The 15,991-nt window shown below is 70.2% G+C and carries 17 protein-coding genes and 3 tRNA genes; 9 read left to right on the top strand and 11 right to left on the bottom strand.

Annotated elements, in window-relative coordinates; all coding sequences use genetic code 11:
• Window positions 1–8 precede the first annotated feature (8 nt).
• Window positions 9–605: an HD domain-containing protein gene (locus ACFPZ3_RS40760; RefSeq protein ID WP_379519709.1), complete on the top strand. Its 597-nt coding sequence runs from the start codon at window positions 9–11 to the stop codon at window positions 603–605.
• 7 nt (window positions 606–612) lie between these two features.
• Here ACFPZ3_RS40760 and ACFPZ3_RS40755 read toward each other — a convergent pair whose 3' ends face one another.
• The 7 genes from ACFPZ3_RS40755 to ACFPZ3_RS40725 are packed head-to-tail and all read right to left on the bottom strand — an operon-like array spanning window position 613 to window position 3,722.
• On the bottom strand, window positions 613–963 hold the full coding sequence (locus ACFPZ3_RS40755) for an antibiotic biosynthesis monooxygenase family protein (protein WP_379519708.1): 351 nt from the start codon (window positions 961–963) through the stop codon (window positions 613–615).
• 16 nt (window positions 964–979) lie between these two features.
• The gene (locus ACFPZ3_RS40750) at window positions 980–1,567 is read right to left on the bottom strand and encodes an Asp23/Gls24 family envelope stress response protein (RefSeq protein ID WP_379519707.1); all 588 of its coding nucleotides are present in this window, start codon (window positions 1,565–1,567) and stop codon (window positions 980–982) included.
• On the bottom strand, window positions 1,564–2,178 hold the full coding sequence (locus tag ACFPZ3_RS40745) for a DUF6286 domain-containing protein (protein ID WP_379519706.1): 615 nt from the start codon (window positions 2,176–2,178) through the stop codon (window positions 1,564–1,566). Before ACFPZ3_RS40745 ends, ACFPZ3_RS40750 begins: the two co-directional genes overlap by 4 nt.
• Complete coding sequence (locus ACFPZ3_RS40740; protein WP_379519705.1) at window positions 2,175–2,537, bottom strand: Asp23/Gls24 family envelope stress response protein; 363 nt, start codon at window positions 2,535–2,537, stop codon at window positions 2,175–2,177. Before ACFPZ3_RS40740 ends, ACFPZ3_RS40745 begins: the two co-directional genes overlap by 4 nt.
• The gene (locus ACFPZ3_RS40735; protein ID WP_379519704.1) at window positions 2,534–2,719 is read right to left on the bottom strand and encodes a hypothetical protein; all 186 of its coding nucleotides are present in this window, start codon (window positions 2,717–2,719) and stop codon (window positions 2,534–2,536) included. Before ACFPZ3_RS40735 ends, ACFPZ3_RS40740 begins: the two co-directional genes overlap by 4 nt.
• Window positions 2,716–3,195 carry a hypothetical protein gene (locus tag ACFPZ3_RS40730; protein ID WP_379519703.1) on the bottom strand — a complete coding sequence of 160 codons (480 nt, stop codon included), beginning with the start codon at window positions 3,193–3,195 and terminating at the stop codon, window positions 2,716–2,718. Before ACFPZ3_RS40730 ends, ACFPZ3_RS40735 begins: the two co-directional genes overlap by 4 nt.
• Entirely contained in the window at window positions 3,192–3,722 is a 531-nt protein-coding gene (locus tag ACFPZ3_RS40725; RefSeq protein WP_379519702.1) for an Asp23/Gls24 family envelope stress response protein, read from the bottom strand. The genes ACFPZ3_RS40730 and ACFPZ3_RS40725 overlap by 4 nt, the downstream gene beginning before the upstream one ends.
• 172 nt (window positions 3,723–3,894) lie before the next feature.
• Between ACFPZ3_RS40725 and ACFPZ3_RS40720 the strand changes: the two genes are divergently transcribed.
• Both ACFPZ3_RS40720 and gltX read left to right on the top strand, forming a co-directional pair.
• On the top strand, window positions 3,895–4,671 hold the full coding sequence (locus ACFPZ3_RS40720; RefSeq protein ID WP_379519701.1) for a fumarylacetoacetate hydrolase family protein: 777 nt from the start codon (window positions 3,895–3,897) through the stop codon (window positions 4,669–4,671).
• Window positions 4,664–6,037: a glutamate--tRNA ligase gene (gene gltX, locus ACFPZ3_RS40715; RefSeq protein WP_379519700.1), complete on the top strand. Its 1,374-nt coding sequence runs from the start codon at window positions 4,664–4,666 to the stop codon at window positions 6,035–6,037. Before ACFPZ3_RS40720 ends, gltX begins: the two co-directional genes overlap by 8 nt.
• Before the next feature lie 91 nt (window positions 6,038–6,128).
• On the opposite strand, the gene ACFPZ3_RS40710 is transcribed toward gltX, so the two are convergent.
• Window positions 6,129–8,099: a M3 family metallopeptidase gene (locus tag ACFPZ3_RS40710; protein ID WP_379519699.1), complete on the bottom strand. Its 1,971-nt coding sequence runs from the start codon at window positions 8,097–8,099 to the stop codon at window positions 6,129–6,131.
• Between the two features lie 166 nt (window positions 8,100–8,265).
• On the opposite strand from ACFPZ3_RS40710, the gene ACFPZ3_RS40705 reads away from it, so the two are divergent.
• Window positions 8,266–8,337, top strand: a tRNA-Gln gene (locus tag ACFPZ3_RS40705).
• Window positions 8,338–8,374: 37 nt separating this feature from the next.
• On the opposite strand, the gene ACFPZ3_RS40700 is transcribed toward ACFPZ3_RS40705, so the two are convergent.
• Window positions 8,375–9,307 carry an alpha/beta fold hydrolase gene (locus ACFPZ3_RS40700; protein WP_379519698.1) on the bottom strand — a complete coding sequence of 311 codons (933 nt, stop codon included), beginning with the start codon at window positions 9,305–9,307 and terminating at the stop codon, window positions 8,375–8,377.
• A 110-nt stretch (window positions 9,308–9,417) separates the two neighbouring features.
• Between ACFPZ3_RS40700 and ACFPZ3_RS40695 the strand changes: the two genes are divergently transcribed.
• From ACFPZ3_RS40695 to ACFPZ3_RS40675, 5 genes are all read left to right on the top strand, one after another.
• Window positions 9,418–10,683 carry a sensor histidine kinase gene (locus tag ACFPZ3_RS40695; RefSeq protein WP_379519697.1) on the top strand — a complete coding sequence of 422 codons (1,266 nt, stop codon included), beginning with the start codon at window positions 9,418–9,420 and terminating at the stop codon, window positions 10,681–10,683.
• 470 nt (window positions 10,684–11,153) lie between these two features.
• Window positions 11,154–11,768, top strand: a complete 615-nt coding sequence (locus ACFPZ3_RS40690) for a response regulator (RefSeq protein WP_379519696.1) — start codon at window positions 11,154–11,156, stop codon at window positions 11,766–11,768.
• 258 nt (window positions 11,769–12,026) lie between these two features.
• Window positions 12,027–12,605: a 6TM ABC transporter family protein gene (locus ACFPZ3_RS40685; RefSeq protein ID WP_379519695.1), complete on the top strand. Its 579-nt coding sequence runs from the start codon at window positions 12,027–12,029 to the stop codon at window positions 12,603–12,605.
• A gap of 81 nt (window positions 12,606–12,686) precedes the next feature.
• A tRNA-Glu gene (locus tag ACFPZ3_RS40680) sits at window positions 12,687–12,762 on the top strand.
• An 18-nt stretch (window positions 12,763–12,780) separates the two neighbouring features.
• Window positions 12,781–12,853: transfer RNA gene (locus ACFPZ3_RS40675), tRNA-Glu, on the top strand.
• A 647-nt stretch (window positions 12,854–13,500) separates the two neighbouring features.
• Here ACFPZ3_RS40675 and ACFPZ3_RS40670 read toward each other — a convergent pair.
• Complete coding sequence (locus ACFPZ3_RS40670) at window positions 13,501–15,210, bottom strand: hypothetical protein (protein WP_379519694.1); 1,710 nt, start codon at window positions 15,208–15,210, stop codon at window positions 13,501–13,503.
• Window positions 15,211–15,268: 58 nt separating this feature from the next.
• Window positions 15,269–15,985, bottom strand: a complete 717-nt coding sequence (locus ACFPZ3_RS40665; protein ID WP_379519693.1) for an IclR family transcriptional regulator — start codon at window positions 15,983–15,985, stop codon at window positions 15,269–15,271.
• Between the last annotated feature and the right edge of the window lie 6 nt (window positions 15,986–15,991).

The following is a 15,991-nucleotide window of genomic DNA, read 5'->3' as shown; positions in this document are numbered from 1 at the left end:
TGGTGAATGTGAACTTCGACGACCTGGTGATCCCCGACACACCCGCCTGCCGAGGCGCGCTGGAGGTGGCCGCCCGCTACCACACGCCCTCGCTGCTCAACCACTCGATCCGGGCCTACCTGTGGGCGGCGGCCTACGCCCGGGGCAACGGCATCGCGTTCGACGCCGAGCTCCTGTACGTGTCGGCCATGCTGCACGACATCGGGCTGGTGGCCGAGTTCGACAGCCACACGTTCCCGTACGAGGAGGCCGGCGGGCACGTGGCCTGGGCCTTCTGCGCCGGCGCCGGCTGGTCACCCGAGCGGCGGGCCCGCGCCTGCGAGGTGATCATCAGGCACATGTGGGAAGAGGTGCCCCTGGAGGAGGACCCCGAGGGACACCTGCTCGAACTCTCGACGGGCATGGACATCTCGGGCCGCCGGACCGAAGAGATCCCCGCCGCGGTGCGGCAGGAGGTGCTGGAGCGTCATCCGCGGCTGGACCTCGCCAAGGAGTTCAGCGTGTGCGTCGCGGACCAGGGCGCGCGCAAGCCGGAGAGCTTCGCGGCCGGGTTCGTGCGGAATGGGATCGTGGACCGCATCCTGCGCAACCCGCTCGACGCCTGAGAGTCCGCTAGGACTTGGGGCCGGTGCTCTCGGCGACCTCGAACGACCACAGCTCGGAGCCCGTCGCCGCGGGCCCCTGCCCATGACCGTGCCCCTGACCTGGGCCCTGCGCCTGGGCCGCGGCCTGCGCGTGACCGCGCTGGAACGCCTCGCCCTGCTGCCACGTCTGGAAGTCCTCCTCGCTGCGCCAGCGCGTGTAGACGAGGTAGCGCTCGGTGCCCTCCACCGGCCGCAGCAGCTCGAACCACTCGAACCCGTCGGCCGACTCCACCATCCCCGCCCGGCTGGCGAAGCGCTTCTCGAGCACCTCGCGCATCTCGGCGGGCACGGTCAGCACGTTGATCTTCACGACGGACAACAGAGGACCCCTCTCGTCAGCGCACGGCTCGGTGCGGCGAAGGTGAGGGCTCCAGGCTAACGCGGGCCACCGCCGGCACCTGATCCCGGTCCAGCGCGTCGCGCATGTGCGGCAGCGTCACGGTGGACAGATGCCGGCTCAGCTCGCCCATCGGCACCGACTCGTCGGCGACCACGCGCAGCCGTACCGAGGGGTGTCCCCGCGTGCCGGCCAGGTCCGCGTGGGCGCTCAGCACGGCGGGGCTCGACGCCACGTCGGAGGCCACCGCCTGCGCCATCCCGTCCGTCGACACCTCCGTGACGCCGCCGGGGCCGCTCTCCAGACGCAGCGTCCTGTGCGTCTCCCTGCGCCCCTGTACGAACAGCCACCGCAACGCCAGCACCGCCACGACGAGCGAGGCCAGGGCCACCAGCCACCAGATCCACGGGCTGTAGCGCGCGAAGAACCCGGTCACGTTGCCGTCCACGATCGGCGTCTCCGCGGCGGCCCAGTCGTGCGAGAACGCCCCCAGCCCCCGGGCCAGCGCCGAACCGCCCAGGAGCGTCAGCGCGAGCCCGACGATCGCGAGGCCCCACCGGTTCCCCCGCCCTGTCCGCCTGTTCACGTGCGCTCCTTCACGTCCACCCGGTACGGCTCCACCAGGTCCAGCCCCGCCAGCCTGGCCAGCACGGCGCCGCGCACCTCCTCGCCGAACCCGTCAGGCCCGTGCGCGACGGGCGTCACGGCGACGGTGTGGCCACGCATGGTCGCCCTGGCCGAGCGCACGCCGGGCACCTCCTCGGCCGCGTGCGCCAGGGCCCGGGTGACGCTCTTGGGACGCAGGCCGATGATCAGGTCGGGGTCGCCGCTGCGTACCGGGACCATGTTCGGCCGCCCCGGCACCAGCGCCGTGACCAGCAGCGCCAGGCCCAGCAACGTCACGATCGCCGAGCCGAGCAGGAACAGCGGATTCGACCACAGGGTCGAGGCGGCCCAGGCCAGCAGGCCGTCGTACGGGATCCAGCGCAGCGGGCGCCCGACCAGGCCCGAGATCGTCTCGATGGCGACCAGCAGGCCCAGCAGCGTGAGCAGGAGGGCGACCACGATGGCGGGAATCCTCCGGTGCGGCCGGAACGCCCGCACCGCCGCCCGATCGGCGGCCCTGGACCGCGTCGGCGTCTCCGCGGGCGCCCGATGCGCGCCAGAAGGCTCGGGGCACACGTCGTTCGCGGTCATGTCGGGTCACCGCCCAGGTCGGTGATGGTGATGTCGAGGCGGGTCACGTCCAGCCCCGTCTGCACGGCGACGCGCCGCGTCACGTGCTCCCTGAGCCGCGCCGCCACCGTGTGCAGCGGCGACGGGTAGGCCACGCTCACGTTCAGCCGCACGGTGGCCTGCGCACCGTGCACCTCCCCGCTCGTCGGCCGCGACCACGGCAGCCCGTGCAGGTGCACCTCACGCACCTCGGGAACCTCCAGGGCGGCACAACGCGCGATCTTGGTGACCACCCGGTCGGCGATCTCCGTGTACCCGCGCCGCTCAGGAGCCGGCAGGGGAGCGGGACGCTGCGCGGGCACGGTGGTCATGGTGGTCATTTACGCCTCGACAGGCCGGACAGGTTGATCTCGCCGGTCTCGACGATCCACCCGACGAGGAAGCCGACCGCGCCGAGCACGAGGACGAGCAGGAACGCGCCCAGCCCCCCGAACGCCCCTGCCAGCCCCAGGATGATGCCGACGGCCATGCCGACCAGCGGCATCCAGCGGATGTTGTTCATGATCCCTCCACGATGATGTCGTCGATGCGCACGTTCACCGGGCGGTCCCCGGCCAGGCCCGCCACTGCCCGCCGCACCTCCTCGGCGGTCTCCGGCAGCGGGCGGTCCAGCGTGGCGACGATGGCGATCTCCACCTCGCGCGCGTCCGTGGACACGCCCGTGAGCCGCTCACCCGGCAGGTACGTGGCCACCGTCCCGAACCGCCCGCCGGACAGCCCGGCCACCCCCGCGCAGGCGCGCGCCCGCTCGGCGATCGCCAGCGCCTCACTCACGGCGCCGTCCACGCCGGCACCGGAACCGGCGCTGGACCGGGCCTCCGCGCCGGCACTCGGCTCGGCGCTGGACCGGGCCTCCGCGCCGGCAGTGGTCTCCGCGCTGGAACCGGCATCGGCGCTGGAACCGATCTCCGCACCGGCACCGGAACCGGCGCTGGAACCGGCCTCGGCGCGTGCGCTGTCCGGGCCGCCGGCCGTCATCGGACCCGGGACTCCTGTTCCGCGTCCCTGCGGTGCCCGTCGGACCCCCGATCCCGGTCGCTGTCCCGGTCCCGGTCCTGGTCGGGCAGGTGGACGTCGTCCACCCGGATGTTGACCTCGGTCACCTCGAGCCCGCACATCCGCTCGACCGCCCCGATCACGTTCTTGCGCACGGCCGCGGCCAGGTCCGGGATCGCGGTCCCGTACTCGGCCACCAGGTCGAGGTCCACGGCCGCCTGCCGCTCGCCCACCTCCACCGACACGCCCTGGGAGACGCTCGGGTCGCCGCCGACCATCCCCCGCATGCTGCCCAGGGCCCGCGCCGCGCCGGCGCCCATGGCGTGTACGCCGGACACCTCCCGCGCCGCCAGTCCGGCGATCTTGGCGACGACTCCGTCGTCGATGCTCGTGGTGCCCTTGTCCGTGACCAGCGAGGTCGCCGAGCCGGCGCCCTCCTGGGTACGGGCCCGCGGCACGGTACCGGTCGCACCGGTCCCCGCGGGCCGGTTGGACATCGTGTCCGACATGATCCGTCACCCTCCTTCGCTGTCTCCTCAATAGGCAGAGCTAACCGCTACAACACGGCCGAAGCCCAACAAAACGGACTCTGGGCCCATTAATGGACAGTTCGTGACCTGTGCGGGGCAGCCCACGCCGTAAATGGGCGGACCCCTCCGACGGCGGCGATAGCCTTGTCAGGTGCGTATAGCGAGGTTCTCCACAGGCGAAGGCGTCACGTTCGGCGTGGTCGAGGGCGGCCCGGGTGAGGAGTTCATCTCCGCGATCTCCGGCCACCCGTTCAGCCAGGTGCAGTTCACCGGCGAGCGTTTCCCGCTGTCCCAGGTGAAGCTGCTCGCCCCGATGTTGCCGACCAAGGTCGTCGCCATCGGCAGAAACTACGCCGAGCACGCGGCCGAGCTGGGCAACGAGGTGCCGGACGAGCCGCTCATCTTCATGAAGCCCTCCACCACGGTGATCGGCCACGGCGAGAACATCGCCTATCCCACGTCGTTGTCCGACCGCGTCGACTACGAGGGAGAGCTGGCCGTGGTGATCGGTAGGCTCTGCCGGGAGGTGCCGGTCGAGCGGGTCAAGGACGTCATCTTCGGCTACACCTGCGCCAACGACGTCACCGCGCGTGACCTGCAGAAGAAGGACGTGCAGTTCACCCGCGCGAAGGGGTTCGACACGTTCTGCCCGCTGGGGCCGTGGATCCAGACCGATCTCGACGCCAGCGACCTGGCGCTGACGACCACGGTCAACGGCGAGATCCGGCAGAGCGGGCGCACGAGCCAGCTCGTCAACGACATTCCCGCGCTGGTGGCCTACGTCAGCGCCGTCATGACGCTGATCCCCGGCGACGTCATCCTCACCGGCACTCCGGCGGGCGTAGGCCCGCTCGAGATCGGCGACGAGGTCAGCGTCGGCATCGAAGGCATCGGCACACTCACGAACAAGGTGGTCTCCCGTGACTGACGTACGGGTGCGGTTCGCCCCGTCCCCAACCGGCATGTTCCATGTGGGCAGCGCCCGCGCCGCGCTGTTCAACTGGGCGGTGGCCGAGGGGTCCAAGGGACGGTTCATCCTGCGCATCGAGGACACCGATGCCACCCGCAACCGGCCGGAGTGGACCGAGGGCATCATCTCGGCGCTCGACTGGATCGGCATCAACGGCACCAACCCGGTGTTCGAGGGCCCCTACTTCCAGTCGGCCTACGAGCCGCAGCACCGCGAGGCCGTGGCCAAACTGCTGGCCGACGGCAAGGCCTACTACTGCGACTGCACCCGCGAGCAGGTCCAGGAGCGCACCGGTTCCAAGGAGAAGGGCTACGACGGGCACTGCCGCGATCGCGGGCTGAGCGCGGGCGCCGCCCGCTTCCGCACGCCCGACGAGGGCGTCACGGTGGTCGACGACCTGGTGCGCGGCCGGGTGGAGTTCCCCAACAACGCGCAGGAAGACTTCGTCATCGCGCGTAGCGACGGCTCGCCCCTCTACGTGCTGGCCAACGCCGTGGACGACATCACCCAGGGCATCACCCACGTGGCCCGCGGCGAGGAGCACCTGCCCAACGCCGCCCGTCAGGAGCTGCTCTGGCCCGCGCTGGGCGCGAACCCGCCGGTCTGGGCGCACCTGCCGGTGATCGTCAACGAGCAGCGCAAGAAGTTGTCCAAGCGCCGCGACAAGGTGGCGCTGGAGGACTACCGGGCGGAGGGCTACCTGCCCGAGGCCATGGTCAACTACCTCATGCTGCTCGGCTGGGGCCCCGGCGAGGACCGCGAGATCCTGCCGTGGTCGGAGATGGTGCCGCTGTTCCGGCTGGCGGACGTCAACCCGTCCAACGCCTTCTTCGACGAGAAGAAGCTGCGGGCGTTCAACGGCGAATACATCAGGGCGCTGCCGCTGGAGACGTTCGAGGAGCGCTGCGCGCCCTACCTCGACCCCTCCTGGGACCGCGAGTTGTTCAGCAAGGTCGCGGCGCTGGCCCAGACCCGCATCGCGGTGCTCTCGGAGATCCGCCAGAACGTCGACTTCCTCTTCCTCACCGAGCCGGTCTTCGACCAGGTGTCCTGGGACAAGGCCATGAAGAACTCCCCCGAGGAGATCCTCACCGGCTACCTCGACCGCCTGGAGGCCGTGAGCTGGGACCCGGAGTCGCTCAAGCAGGCGCTGGAGGAGGTCGGCACGGCCCACGGGCTCAAGCTGGGCAAGGCCCAGGCCCCCGTGCGGGTGGCGATCACCGGCCGCACGGTCGGCCTGCCGCTGTTCGAGTCGATCGAGGTGCTGGGCCGCGAGCGCGCTCAGGACCGCCTGCGCGCCGCGCTGACGCGCCTGCGAGGCTGATCGTAAGAAACAGACCGGCGGCCCACCGTGGCGGGCCGCCGGATCGTTCAGCTGAGACCGTCCGGTCGTTCAGCTGAGATCGTCGGGTCGTTCAGCTGAGGCCGCGGCGGGCGAGCAGCGGCCCGATGCCCGCCTCGCGCCCCCGGAAGTTGCGGAAGGCCGTCAGCGGGTCGATGCTGCCGCCGCGGGAGAGCAGCTCGCCGCGGAAGTGGTCGCCGTTCGCCCTGGTGAGCCCGCCGTTCTCCTTGAACCACTCCACGCTCTCCGCGTCGAGCACCTCGCTCCAGATGTAGGAGTAGTAGCCGGCGCTGTAGCCGCCGGCGTAGATGTGCGCGAAGTAGTTGGTCCGGTAACGCGGCCTGACCAGCGGGAAGGCGATCTGGGCCGCCTCCAGGGCGCCCGCCTCGAACGCCTCGGGGTCGGCCACGCTCTCGCCGGCGGCCAGCTTGTGCCAGGACCAGTCGAGCAGCGTGGCGGCCAGGTATTCGACGGTCTTGAAGCCCTGGTTGAACTTCTCGGCCGCCTTCAGCTTCTCCACCAGCTCGGCCGGCATCGGCTCGCCCGTCTCGTGGTGCTTGGCGTAGTTGGCCAGCACCTCGGGCCAGGTCACCCACATCTCGTTGACCTGCGACGGGTACTCGACGAAGTCACGCGGCACACTGGTGCCCGACACCCGCGGGAAGCGTACCTGCGAGAACAATCCGTGCAGCGCGTGCCCGAACTCGTGGAAGGCCGTGTTGACCTCCTCGTACGTCAGCAGCGTCGGCCCCGAGGCCGGCTTGGTGACGTTGAGGTTGTTCATCACCACCGGCCGCAGCCCGAACAGGAACGACTGGTCGACCAGGTTGTTCATCCACGCCCCGCCGCGCTTGGTGGCCCGCGCGTAAGGGTCGAGCACGAACAGCCCCAACCGGCTCCCGTCCCCGTCGAGCACCTCGAACACGGTCACGTCGGGGTGGTAGCCGCCCAGGTCGGACCGCTCGGCGAAGGTGACCCCGTACAGCTTGGTGGCGGCGAAGAAGACGCCGTCGCGGTAGACGCGGTTCAGCTCGAAGTATGGTCGCATCGCCGAGCCGTCGAAGTCGTAGCGGGCCTGGCGCACCTTCTCGGAGTAGTAGGGCCAGTCCCACGGCTCGATCGCGAACCCGGCCTGCTCCGCCAGCGCCTCGGCCTCCTTCTTGGCGTTGCGCACGGCGGGGCCGACGAGCTGGCCGAGCATCTCCTCGACCGCCTCGACGGTCTTGGCCGTCTGGTTGGCCACCGTGTACGCGGCGTGGCTGGGGAACCCGAGCAGCGCCGCCCGCTCCGCCCGCAGCCCCGCCATCTTGGCCGCCACGCCGAAGTTGCCCGGCGCCCGGCCGACGCTCAGCTCGTAGAGCCGCCGGCGCACGTCACGGTCGGTGAGCTGGGCCAGGCCGGGCTGGGCGGTGAAGTTCAGCAGCGGCAGGACGTAGGTGCCGTCGTCCTTGCGCAGCGACTCGATCTTGGCCTCGTCGAGCCCGTCGAGCTCCTTCGGGTCCGTCACCACCAGCGCCGACTCGGTCGAGGCCTTCAGCAGGCTCTGCGAGAACGCGGTGGAGAGCGTCGACAGCTCCTCGTTGAGCGCCCGCAGCCGGTCCTGCTCCGGCTCCGACAGGTCGGCCCCGGCCCTGACGAAGTCGTCGCGGTACTTCTCCAGCAGCCACGACTCCTCGGCGTCCTCCGTGCTGACCTGCTTGATCCTGGCCCACAGCGCCCGGTTGAGCCGGATCGCGTCGCTGTGCCGGGTGAGCTGGGGAGAGACCTCCTTCTCGATCTCCATGATGCCGTCGGTCGAGTTGGACGCGGCGATGCTGAAGAAGACCGTGGCCGTGCGGTCGAGGATCCGGCCCGACCGCTCGAGCGCGGCGATGGTGTTCGCGAACGTCGGCGGCTCGGTGCCGCTCGCGATCGCGTCCACCTCGGCGAGCTGCTCGGCCATGCCGCGCTCGAACGCCGGCAGGTAGTGCTCCTCGCGGATGTCCGCGAAGGGCGGCAGCTCGTACGGCAGGTCGCTAGGGGCGAAGAACGGATTCTCGGCCAACGCTTCGGCTCCTCCACGTGGTGTTTTGTCCCCATCAGCTTGGCACGACCGGGCATGTGCTGGGGGCGGCGGAGGGCCGGTTCGCTAATCGTTTTGGTCTTAGCCCCCGAGCTGGGCTATTCTTTCGGAGGTCGCCAGGCGAGCTCCAAGAAGGAGCCCGTTTCGGTGGGGTATGGTGTAATTGGCAGCACGACTGATTCTGGTTCAGTTAGTCTAGGTTCGAGTCCTGGTACCCCAGCATTTAACGGATGTCTCCTCACGGAGACATCCGTTTTTCATTTCGCCAGCCGATGCAGAATTTCCGTGATCTGGGCGTACGCCTTCGCCGTCGGCGCGTGCGACGCCTCCACCGAGAAGATCGTGAACTTGTTGCCCGGCGTCGCCTCGTCCGCCTCCCTGATCATGCGGTCCTGCAGGGCGAGCGGAATCGTGCGGTCCTTGGTATGCCTGATGTACACCCGCGGCACCCGTCCCCACCTGTCCTTCCGCCCCCTGGCGTCGGCGCTGCCCACCTGCATGCTCTCGTCCGGCAGCAGGGTGTTCAGCAGGGCGAGAAACTCGCCCTCGCTCGCCTCCGCCATGAACGCCGCCTTGGCCGCCTTCAGGAACTTCTTGTCGTTCGTCCGCCAGTTGATCCTGACGGCCCCGATCGCGGTCGGGTCGCCCACGATTCCGCTGAGCAGCTCCGGCGTCAGACTCGACTGTCCCTCCGGGCTGCCGACGTAGTCGTTGGGGGAGCGCAGCTTCGTGCAGCAGAACGCGGAGGCGTACACGAGCCGATCGATCAGCTCCGGCACCACGTCGGCCACCTTGGTGATGGTCGCCCCGCCCAGACTGCCGCCCACCAGGATCACCGGCCCGTGCTCGGAGACCCTGCGCACGACGTTCACCGTGGCTTCCACGTGGTCGTCCAGCGTCACCCCCGCCACCGGCGACGGCAGCGTGGCCAGCTTCGCCAGGTCCTGCGGCGCCTGGTAGGCGAGACGGAACTGCTCCTCGGGGCCATGCCCGGGCAGGGTCACCCCCACGGTGCGGTGCCCGCGCAGGGTCAGCTCCGAATCCGCCGCGGCCGCGCCGTTGGACCCGGACACGAAGACGTACGTGGTCACTTTCTTCTTCCTCTCAGGCTTCTGAAGGGCCGAGGCGGCGACTGCTCCCGCACCGGCGGCGGCGAACTGGAGGGCGGTTCTTCGGGTCGGTTCGTTCATGCCTCCGATGTTCGCCGAGGTCAGGCAGGACGCACATCGGCCGCGGGGCTGGAGAAGCGGTTGACCCCGGGCATCCACCGATCGGTTGATGCCGTGCCAGGCTTGACCCCATGAGGTGGCCCGACGGACGCGAGCGCTGGATCTACGCGGCGCTTCCGTACGCACTGCTCGCGATCTCCACAGGTGTGGCCGCGACCTCAGGCGCCCCCACCGGCGCGCTGCCGGCCTGGCTGGCGGGGCCCGTCGCCGCGTGGCTGGACTCATCGGCGGCCGAGCCGGACGGATCAGCATGGCCCGCCGCCTGGTTCAGTGTGCCCTGGCCCCTTCTGGCCGTGGCGGCGGCCATCTGGCTGGCGCCCATCGCCTGGCTCTTCCCTCGCCGCGACACGCACCGGACACTCATCGTGGCCCACTACCTCGTCCTTCTCGCCCTCGCCGGCGGCCTGGCCGTCCAGAACACGGCTTTCGTCTTGTTCGTCTCTGCCGGCTACCCGCTGGCCATCGGCATGCTCCCGGCCCGGCTCGTCATGGCCGGCGTCGCGCTCACGGCCCTCGCCAACGTGATCCCCCAGGCGGGCCCGGGGGCGCGGACGACCCTGCTCGCCGCCATCGCCGGGATGGCCGTGCCGCTGATCGTGGCCGGCTGGTACGTCACCGCCGAACACGACAAACGCCGCCGCCTGGTCGAACGCCTGCGTACCGCCATGGACGAGAACGCCGACCTCAACGCCAGGCTCCTCGACCAGGCCAGACGGGCGGGCGTACTCGACGAGCGGCACCGCGTGGCCGGCGAGATCCACGACACCGTGGCACAGGACCTCGTCGCCCTGATCGGCCAGCTCGACGCCGCCGGCCGCTCCCCCCAGGACGAGACCCGCCGCCGCCACCTCGACCGAGCCGCCGAACTGGCCCGCCGCGGCCTGACGGAGACCCGCAGATCGGTACGAGCCCTGCGCCCCGGGCCGCTGGAGGACACGAGCCTGCCCGAGGCGATCACCCACCTGGCCAGGTCATGGGCCGAGGCCGCCGACGTAAACCTCCGCCTCGAGATCACCGGCACACCTGTCGCCGTGTCCGCTGACGTGGAGACGACCCTGTTCCGCGTCGCCCAGGAGGCCCTGTCCAACGTGGCCAAGCACGCCCAAGCCACCAGGACGGGGCTCACCCTGACGTACACGGACGAACTCATCCTCCTGGACGTCCGCGACGACGGTCTGGGTTTCGACCCGCAGGAGCGCGCTGACGGCTTCGGGCTGGACGGCATGCGGCAGCGGGTGCGCGGTGCCGGCGGCACCCTGGACATCGAATCCACCCCCGGCCACGGCACAGCCATCGCCGCCGCCATCCCCGCCATCCCACCCAGCACCGATCGGTGAGACGCTGATGAACAACAGCGATCACCTTTGGGGCTGCCGCCTTGGAAGGGCCCGCCTTGGGAGGGCCCGCTTTGCGACGGTCGTCACGGCGCGGTCGCCACGGGACGGTCGCCATGGGACGGGCGTCACGGGACGGGCGTCACGGGACGGGCGTCACGGGACGGGCGCCACAGGACGGGCGTCACGGGAGGGCCATCTGGGGATGATCGCCTTGAATCGGCCGCCTGGGGAGGGCCCTTTGAGATGGTCGCCGTTGGGGGCAACTCGGGAAGGCCGCCTTGGCCGACTGCCTTCCGACGGTCACCTGGGCCGAGTTCCCCTCGGATGGTCACCTGGGACCGAGTTCCCCTCGGATGGTCACCTGGGCCGAGTTCCCCTCGGACGGTCACCTGGGACCGAGCTCCCCTCGGACGTTCGCCTTCAGATGGATGGGCCACCGTTCGGGCGGCCACCTTCAGACGGGAGGACCTATGCCATTGCGGCTCCTGATAGCCGACGATCATCCGATCGTGCGTGACGGCTTGCGCGCGGCCCTAGGCAGCGAGTCCGATATGGAGATCGTCGGTGAGGCGGCGGACGGAGAGGAGGCCATACGCCTGGCCGCAGAACTGGCCCCAGACATCATCCTCATGGACCTGCGCATGCCCAGCCTGGACGGGGTGAGCGCCATCCGCCGACTCCGCGGTACGGGGCCGAGGGTTCTGGTGCTCACCACGTTCGACACCGACGTCCTGCCCGCGCTCGAAGCGGGCGCAAGCGGCTACCTGCTCAAGGACGCCCCACCGGAGGAACTGGCCCGCGCCGTCCGAGCCACCCACCGCGGCGAGACCGTCCTCGCCCCCGCCGTAGCCGGCCGCCTGGCCGACCACCTTCGCAAACCCGCGAGGGGCAGGCTGAGCAAACGCGAACTGGAGGTCCTGCGCCTGGTGGCCGGAGGATCCACGAACAAGGAAGCCGCGGCCGGCCTCTTCATCAGCGAGGCCAGCATCAAAACCCACCTCCTGCACATCTACACCAAACTCGACGTCCGCGACCGCGCCGCCGCCGTCGGCGAGGCCTACCGCCGCGGCCTACTCACCGACTGACCCCGCCGTGGCCTACTCTCACCGACTGGCACCAGCGGGGTCTACTTACCGGCTGACACCGGCGTGGCCTGCTCGCCGGCTGGCCCTGCCACGGCTTACCCCTCAACTGGCACCGGCACTGGCGCGGCCTACTGACCGACTGGCACTGGCGCGTATCGGTTGGTGAGGGTGCACCGCTGTGACCTGCGTGCTGAGCGGTGGATATCGGGGGCAGCCCCGCCCCGCATGTTGGATATCAGGTAGAGTCCCGCCCCACTTATGGCTGAATTTCGTATTCGCGCGGGCAGTTTCCCGCGCATCCTCGCACCCTTCATCGCCCCGCTCGTAATCTTCTTCGCCGTCTGCCTCCTCCTCGGCGCCATCTTCACCGGCAGCACCCCACTCGGCATCCTCCTCGGCGCACTGGCCACCGGCGTGCTGGTCGCCGTTCTCGCGGCCAAGCACCGCCGCCTGGCCTCGGGCACCGTCGCCCGCTTCTCCGCCGACGGGGTCGAGCTGACCGACTCCTACGGTTTCCGCGTCCGCCTCCGCTGGCCCGACATCACCAGGATCGACATCGTGGACACCCAGCTCGCCGACCCCCGCCGCGTCGGCCGTCCGGGAGGGGTGCGGGCGCGCGTCCAGCCGTTGCGTTCGGTCGGCCTGGTCGGCTGGGGGGAGCGTACGGTGCCGCCCCGGATACCCGGATGGATGCGGGAACGCCTGGCCCGTGTACCCGTGGATCCAGCCACCGGCAGGCCGGAGGTGGCGATCCCCCTTGGAGAGTTCGATCCGCTGTGGGAAAGGGGCCCGATGGGGGACTGGGTACGCCGCTACAGAGCCGATCTGATGGGCTGATAAGCGGTTTGGTGTGGTCTTCCGGGTGCGGTAGAGTTACCTGCGTTGCCGGGGAGGCCCGGCACACCAGCTTGTGGACAAGGTCCCGTCGTCTAGTGGCCCAGGACGCCGCCCTCTCAAGGCGGTAGCGCCGGTTCGAATCCGGTCGGGACTACCACGGTCACAAGCTTACGAAGGTCCCGTCGTCTAGTGGCCCAGGACGCCGCCCTCTCAAGGCGGTAGCGCCGGTTCGAATCCGGTCGGGACTACGTCTACATCAACCGCTCCGGCGCCCACAGCCCGGAGCGTTTTCATTTCCCCGGCCCCGACCTTCTGGTCCCTCACCGGTTCTCACGGTTCCTCGCGGGCTCCGACCTCTCACGCTGTCCTGGCCGGTTCCCGGCTCCTCACGCTGTCCTGGCCGGCCTGGTCTCCGACCCCTCACCTTTCCTGGTCGGTTTCCCCACCCTCACGCCTTCCAGCCGGTTCCCACCCTCACCCCTTCCAGCCGGTTCCCGTCTCCTCAGGCTTTCCTGGCCGGTCCGGTCATCGACTCCTCACCCTCCCGGTGGGGTTCCCGGCCTTCACCCGTCCTGGTGGGGTTCCCGCCTTCTCACGCCCTCCTGATCGGTTCCCGACTCTCACGCTGACGGCCCACGGCGCGCACGTGACGGTGCCCGGCCCCGTGAACCGGAGGAGCGTTTCCCTGGATGGAGGCCGGCCATGTGTGGTGGGTGGGGTTGCCCGCCGTCAGCGTAAAGGCGGGGATGTCTTGGGAATGGCACCCCGCCGTCGGCGTAAAAGCTGGCTGCCAGATTGTGCGGCGGGAAAGGGAACGCCCCCGCCAGCTGGCGGGGGCGTTCCGCGCAAAGCGCACTACAACACGCAAAGCTCATAAAACGCAACAAATGACTGCCTACAGGGACCGAGCCTTGAACAGGGCGCGGCGGGCGGTCTTGGCGACCTGTTTGTCCGGGTGGACCTGGGAGATCAGGTCGAGCAGTTCTTCCACATGCGCATGCGGAATCTTCCACACCACCTCAAGCAGGCTGTTGACCATATCGGGCCCGATGTCCTGCAGGCTGCTCACGAATTCCGACCGGCCCAGCCCGGCCGAGATCGTCCACATGTCCAGGATGAGCCAGTGCGTGTCGTCCTGGGTGGGCTCGGGCGCCCCCTCCACTTCGAGCTGGCTCAGGTGCGTCGCCGCGTACGGCCGGAGCGAGGGCTGCTTGAGCGCGGCCTGCCAGGCGGGGACGGCGGACTCCCCGAGCGTGCCGACGACGCTGGCCGCCTGCACCCTGATCAGCGCGTCGCTGTCGTCCTCGGAGGCCGCCTCCAGCAGCTCCTCGGCCGCCTTGGCCGGCTCGCGCAGTTGCATCCAGGCGGCGAACTCCGCGTCGGCCTCCTCCTCGGGAAGCTCGGCGCTCAGCGCGAGCAACTCGTGGGCGCTCATGGACTCGATCGCCGGCCGCGCGTCCACCTCGATGTCGGCGTCGTCCACCAGGTGGATGACGCCCTCGGTGCCGAGCGGCGTGAGGCGGAGCGTTCCTTCGGCGAGCTCGACCATGCCGTAGCCGGTCAGCCACTCGATCGCGGGCGCCAGCGGGTCGCCCGCCGCCTCCCACGCGTCGGCCCCGATCTCGTCGAGGTCGGCGGCGGCCTCCGACAGATCCCGCGTCAGCTCGTCGAGGTCGCGCGAGCCGCCCGCGAGCAGCAGCCGGACCAGCACACCCCGCGTCAGGCCCGCCAGGGCCATCGTGAGGTCGTCGTCGTCCAGCTCAGGGTCACCGTAGTCGACCGAGTGCAGCCCGAGCATCCACGCGTCGAGCACGTCCTCGTCGTCGTCGAACGGCCACTCGGCGGTGTCGTCCTGCACCGCCACCGTGCCGCCCTCGCCCGGTTCGAGGAACTCGAGGTCGACGGCCAGGTTCCAGATGTTCCAGAGCTGGGGCACGGCCTCGGCGATGGGGCCGTCGGTCTCCGGCCTGGGCAGCCCCGTGGCCGCCAGCGCCTCCTCCACCTCGGCGTCGGTGAGCAGGGTGTCCTCGCCCACCCGGCGCCCTGAGCCCACCCACACGGCCAGATCGCGGGCCTTGGCGACCAGCGGCACCTCGCGGGCCGCGGCGGCCAGCTCGGAGTCGGGCCGCAGCCTGATCGTGTCGAGCTCGGCCAGCTCGTCGGCGAACGGCTCGAAGTCGCCCAGATCGCCGGTCTCGTCCTCCTCCTCGTCGCCCTCGGCGTCGTCGAGCAGCTCCTCCATGAGATCGACGAACTCGTCTTCGACGTCGTCGAGCTCGGCCTGCAGATCGGCGAGGGAGTCGGAGCCCTCGGCCAACCGGCCGGTCTGAGAGAGGAACGTCAGGTACGCGTCCACGGCGGGGAGCATCCCGTCGGCGGCGGCGTCGGGATCCTCCACGACCTTGGGCATCCGGTCGAGCAGAAGGTTACGCAGGTCGGCGCGCTTCCACGTGCCGAGGTCCTGCGAGAAGGCGAGACGGTGCCACAGAGCTGGCGGCCCTACGAGCTCGGGGTCGCTTCCGGGGGCGTTCACACGCGCCCACATGATGAACTCTTCGAGCAGGGGTCGCAGCTCAGTGGCGGCTACCTCGATGCGATCTGTCACGCACTCAGGCTAGTGTGCCCGCGAGGCAGTCGGCTCCCCAAATACCTGGTTTGGCTGATCATGACGTGCGACGCATCGCCTCGGTGATCCGTTCGGCCGCCGCCATGACGGGCACCGCGTGGAGTCGCCCGGGAGCGCGCGTCAGCCGTTCGATGGGTCCGGAGACGGACACGGCCGCGATCACCTTGCCGCCGCTGCCCCTTATGGGAGCCGACACGCTGGCCACCCCCTGCTCGCGTTCTCCCACGCTGTGGGCCCAGGCCCGGCGGCGTACCGAGGCGAGGGTGGCGGCGGTGAACTTGGCCCCGCGCAACCCGCGGTGCAGCCGGTCGGGCTCCTCCCAGGCCAGCAGGATCTGCGCCGCCGAACCTGCCGTCATAGGCAGCGCCGATCCCACCGGGACCGTGTCACGCAGTCCGCTGGACCGTTCGGCCGCGGCCACGCACACGCGTTCGTCACCCTGGCGGCGATAGAGTTGCGCACTCTCCCCGGTGAGATCCCTGAGCTGCATCAGCACAGGCGCGGCCACCGCCAGCAACCGGTCCTCACCGGCCGCGGTGGACAACTCGGAAAGCCGGGGCCCGAGGACGAATCTGCCCTGCGTGTCACGACTCACAATGCGGTGATGCTCGAGGGCGACGGCCAACCGGTGGGCCGTGGGTCGGGCCAGGCCGGTGGCCTGGACGAGCTGAGCAAGTGAAGCGGGGCCCGCTTCCAGGGCATTGAGTACAAGAACCGCCTTGTCGAGTACTCCGACTCCGCTAGAGTTGTCCATACACCG

The organism is Nonomuraea insulae (assembly GCF_042656245.1).
The sequence above is the reverse complement of the archived record's forward strand: the minus strand, read 5'-3'. Positions and strand labels throughout refer to the sequence as shown.

Bases quoted from the DNA above. Each gene is read 5' to 3' on its own strand.
- ACFPZ3_RS40745 (WP_379519706.1), bottom strand. From the start codon at position 2,178: ATGACCGCGAACGACGTGTGCCCCGAGCCTTCTGGCGCGCATCGGGCG.
- ACFPZ3_RS40735 (WP_379519704.1), bottom strand. From the start codon at position 2,719: ATGAACAACATCCGCTGGATGCCGCTGGTCGGCATGGCCGTCGGCATC.
- ACFPZ3_RS40740 (WP_379519705.1), bottom strand. From the start codon at position 2,537: ATGACCACCATGACCACCGTGCCCGCGCAGCGTCCCGCTCCCCTGCCG.
- ACFPZ3_RS40690 (WP_379519696.1), top strand. From the start codon at position 11,154: ATGCCATTGCGGCTCCTGATAGCCGACGATCATCCGATCGTGCGTGAC.
- ACFPZ3_RS40665 (WP_379519693.1), bottom strand. From the start codon at position 15,985: ATGGACAACTCTAGCGGAGTCGGAGTACTCGACAAGGCGGTTCTTGTA.
- ACFPZ3_RS40725 (WP_379519702.1), bottom strand. From the start codon at position 3,722: ATGTCGGACACGATGTCCAACCGGCCCGCGGGGACCGGTGCGACCGGT.
- ACFPZ3_RS40695 (WP_379519697.1), top strand. From the start codon at position 9,418: ATGAGGTGGCCCGACGGACGCGAGCGCTGGATCTACGCGGCGCTTCCG.
- ACFPZ3_RS40685 (WP_379519695.1), top strand. From the start codon at position 12,027: ATGGCTGAATTTCGTATTCGCGCGGGCAGTTTCCCGCGCATCCTCGCA.
- ACFPZ3_RS40730 (WP_379519703.1), bottom strand. From the start codon at position 3,195: ATGACGGCCGGCGGCCCGGACAGCGCACGCGCCGAGGCCGGTTCCAGC.
- ACFPZ3_RS40700 (WP_379519698.1), bottom strand. From the start codon at position 9,307: ATGAACGAACCGACCCGAAGAACCGCCCTCCAGTTCGCCGCCGCCGGT.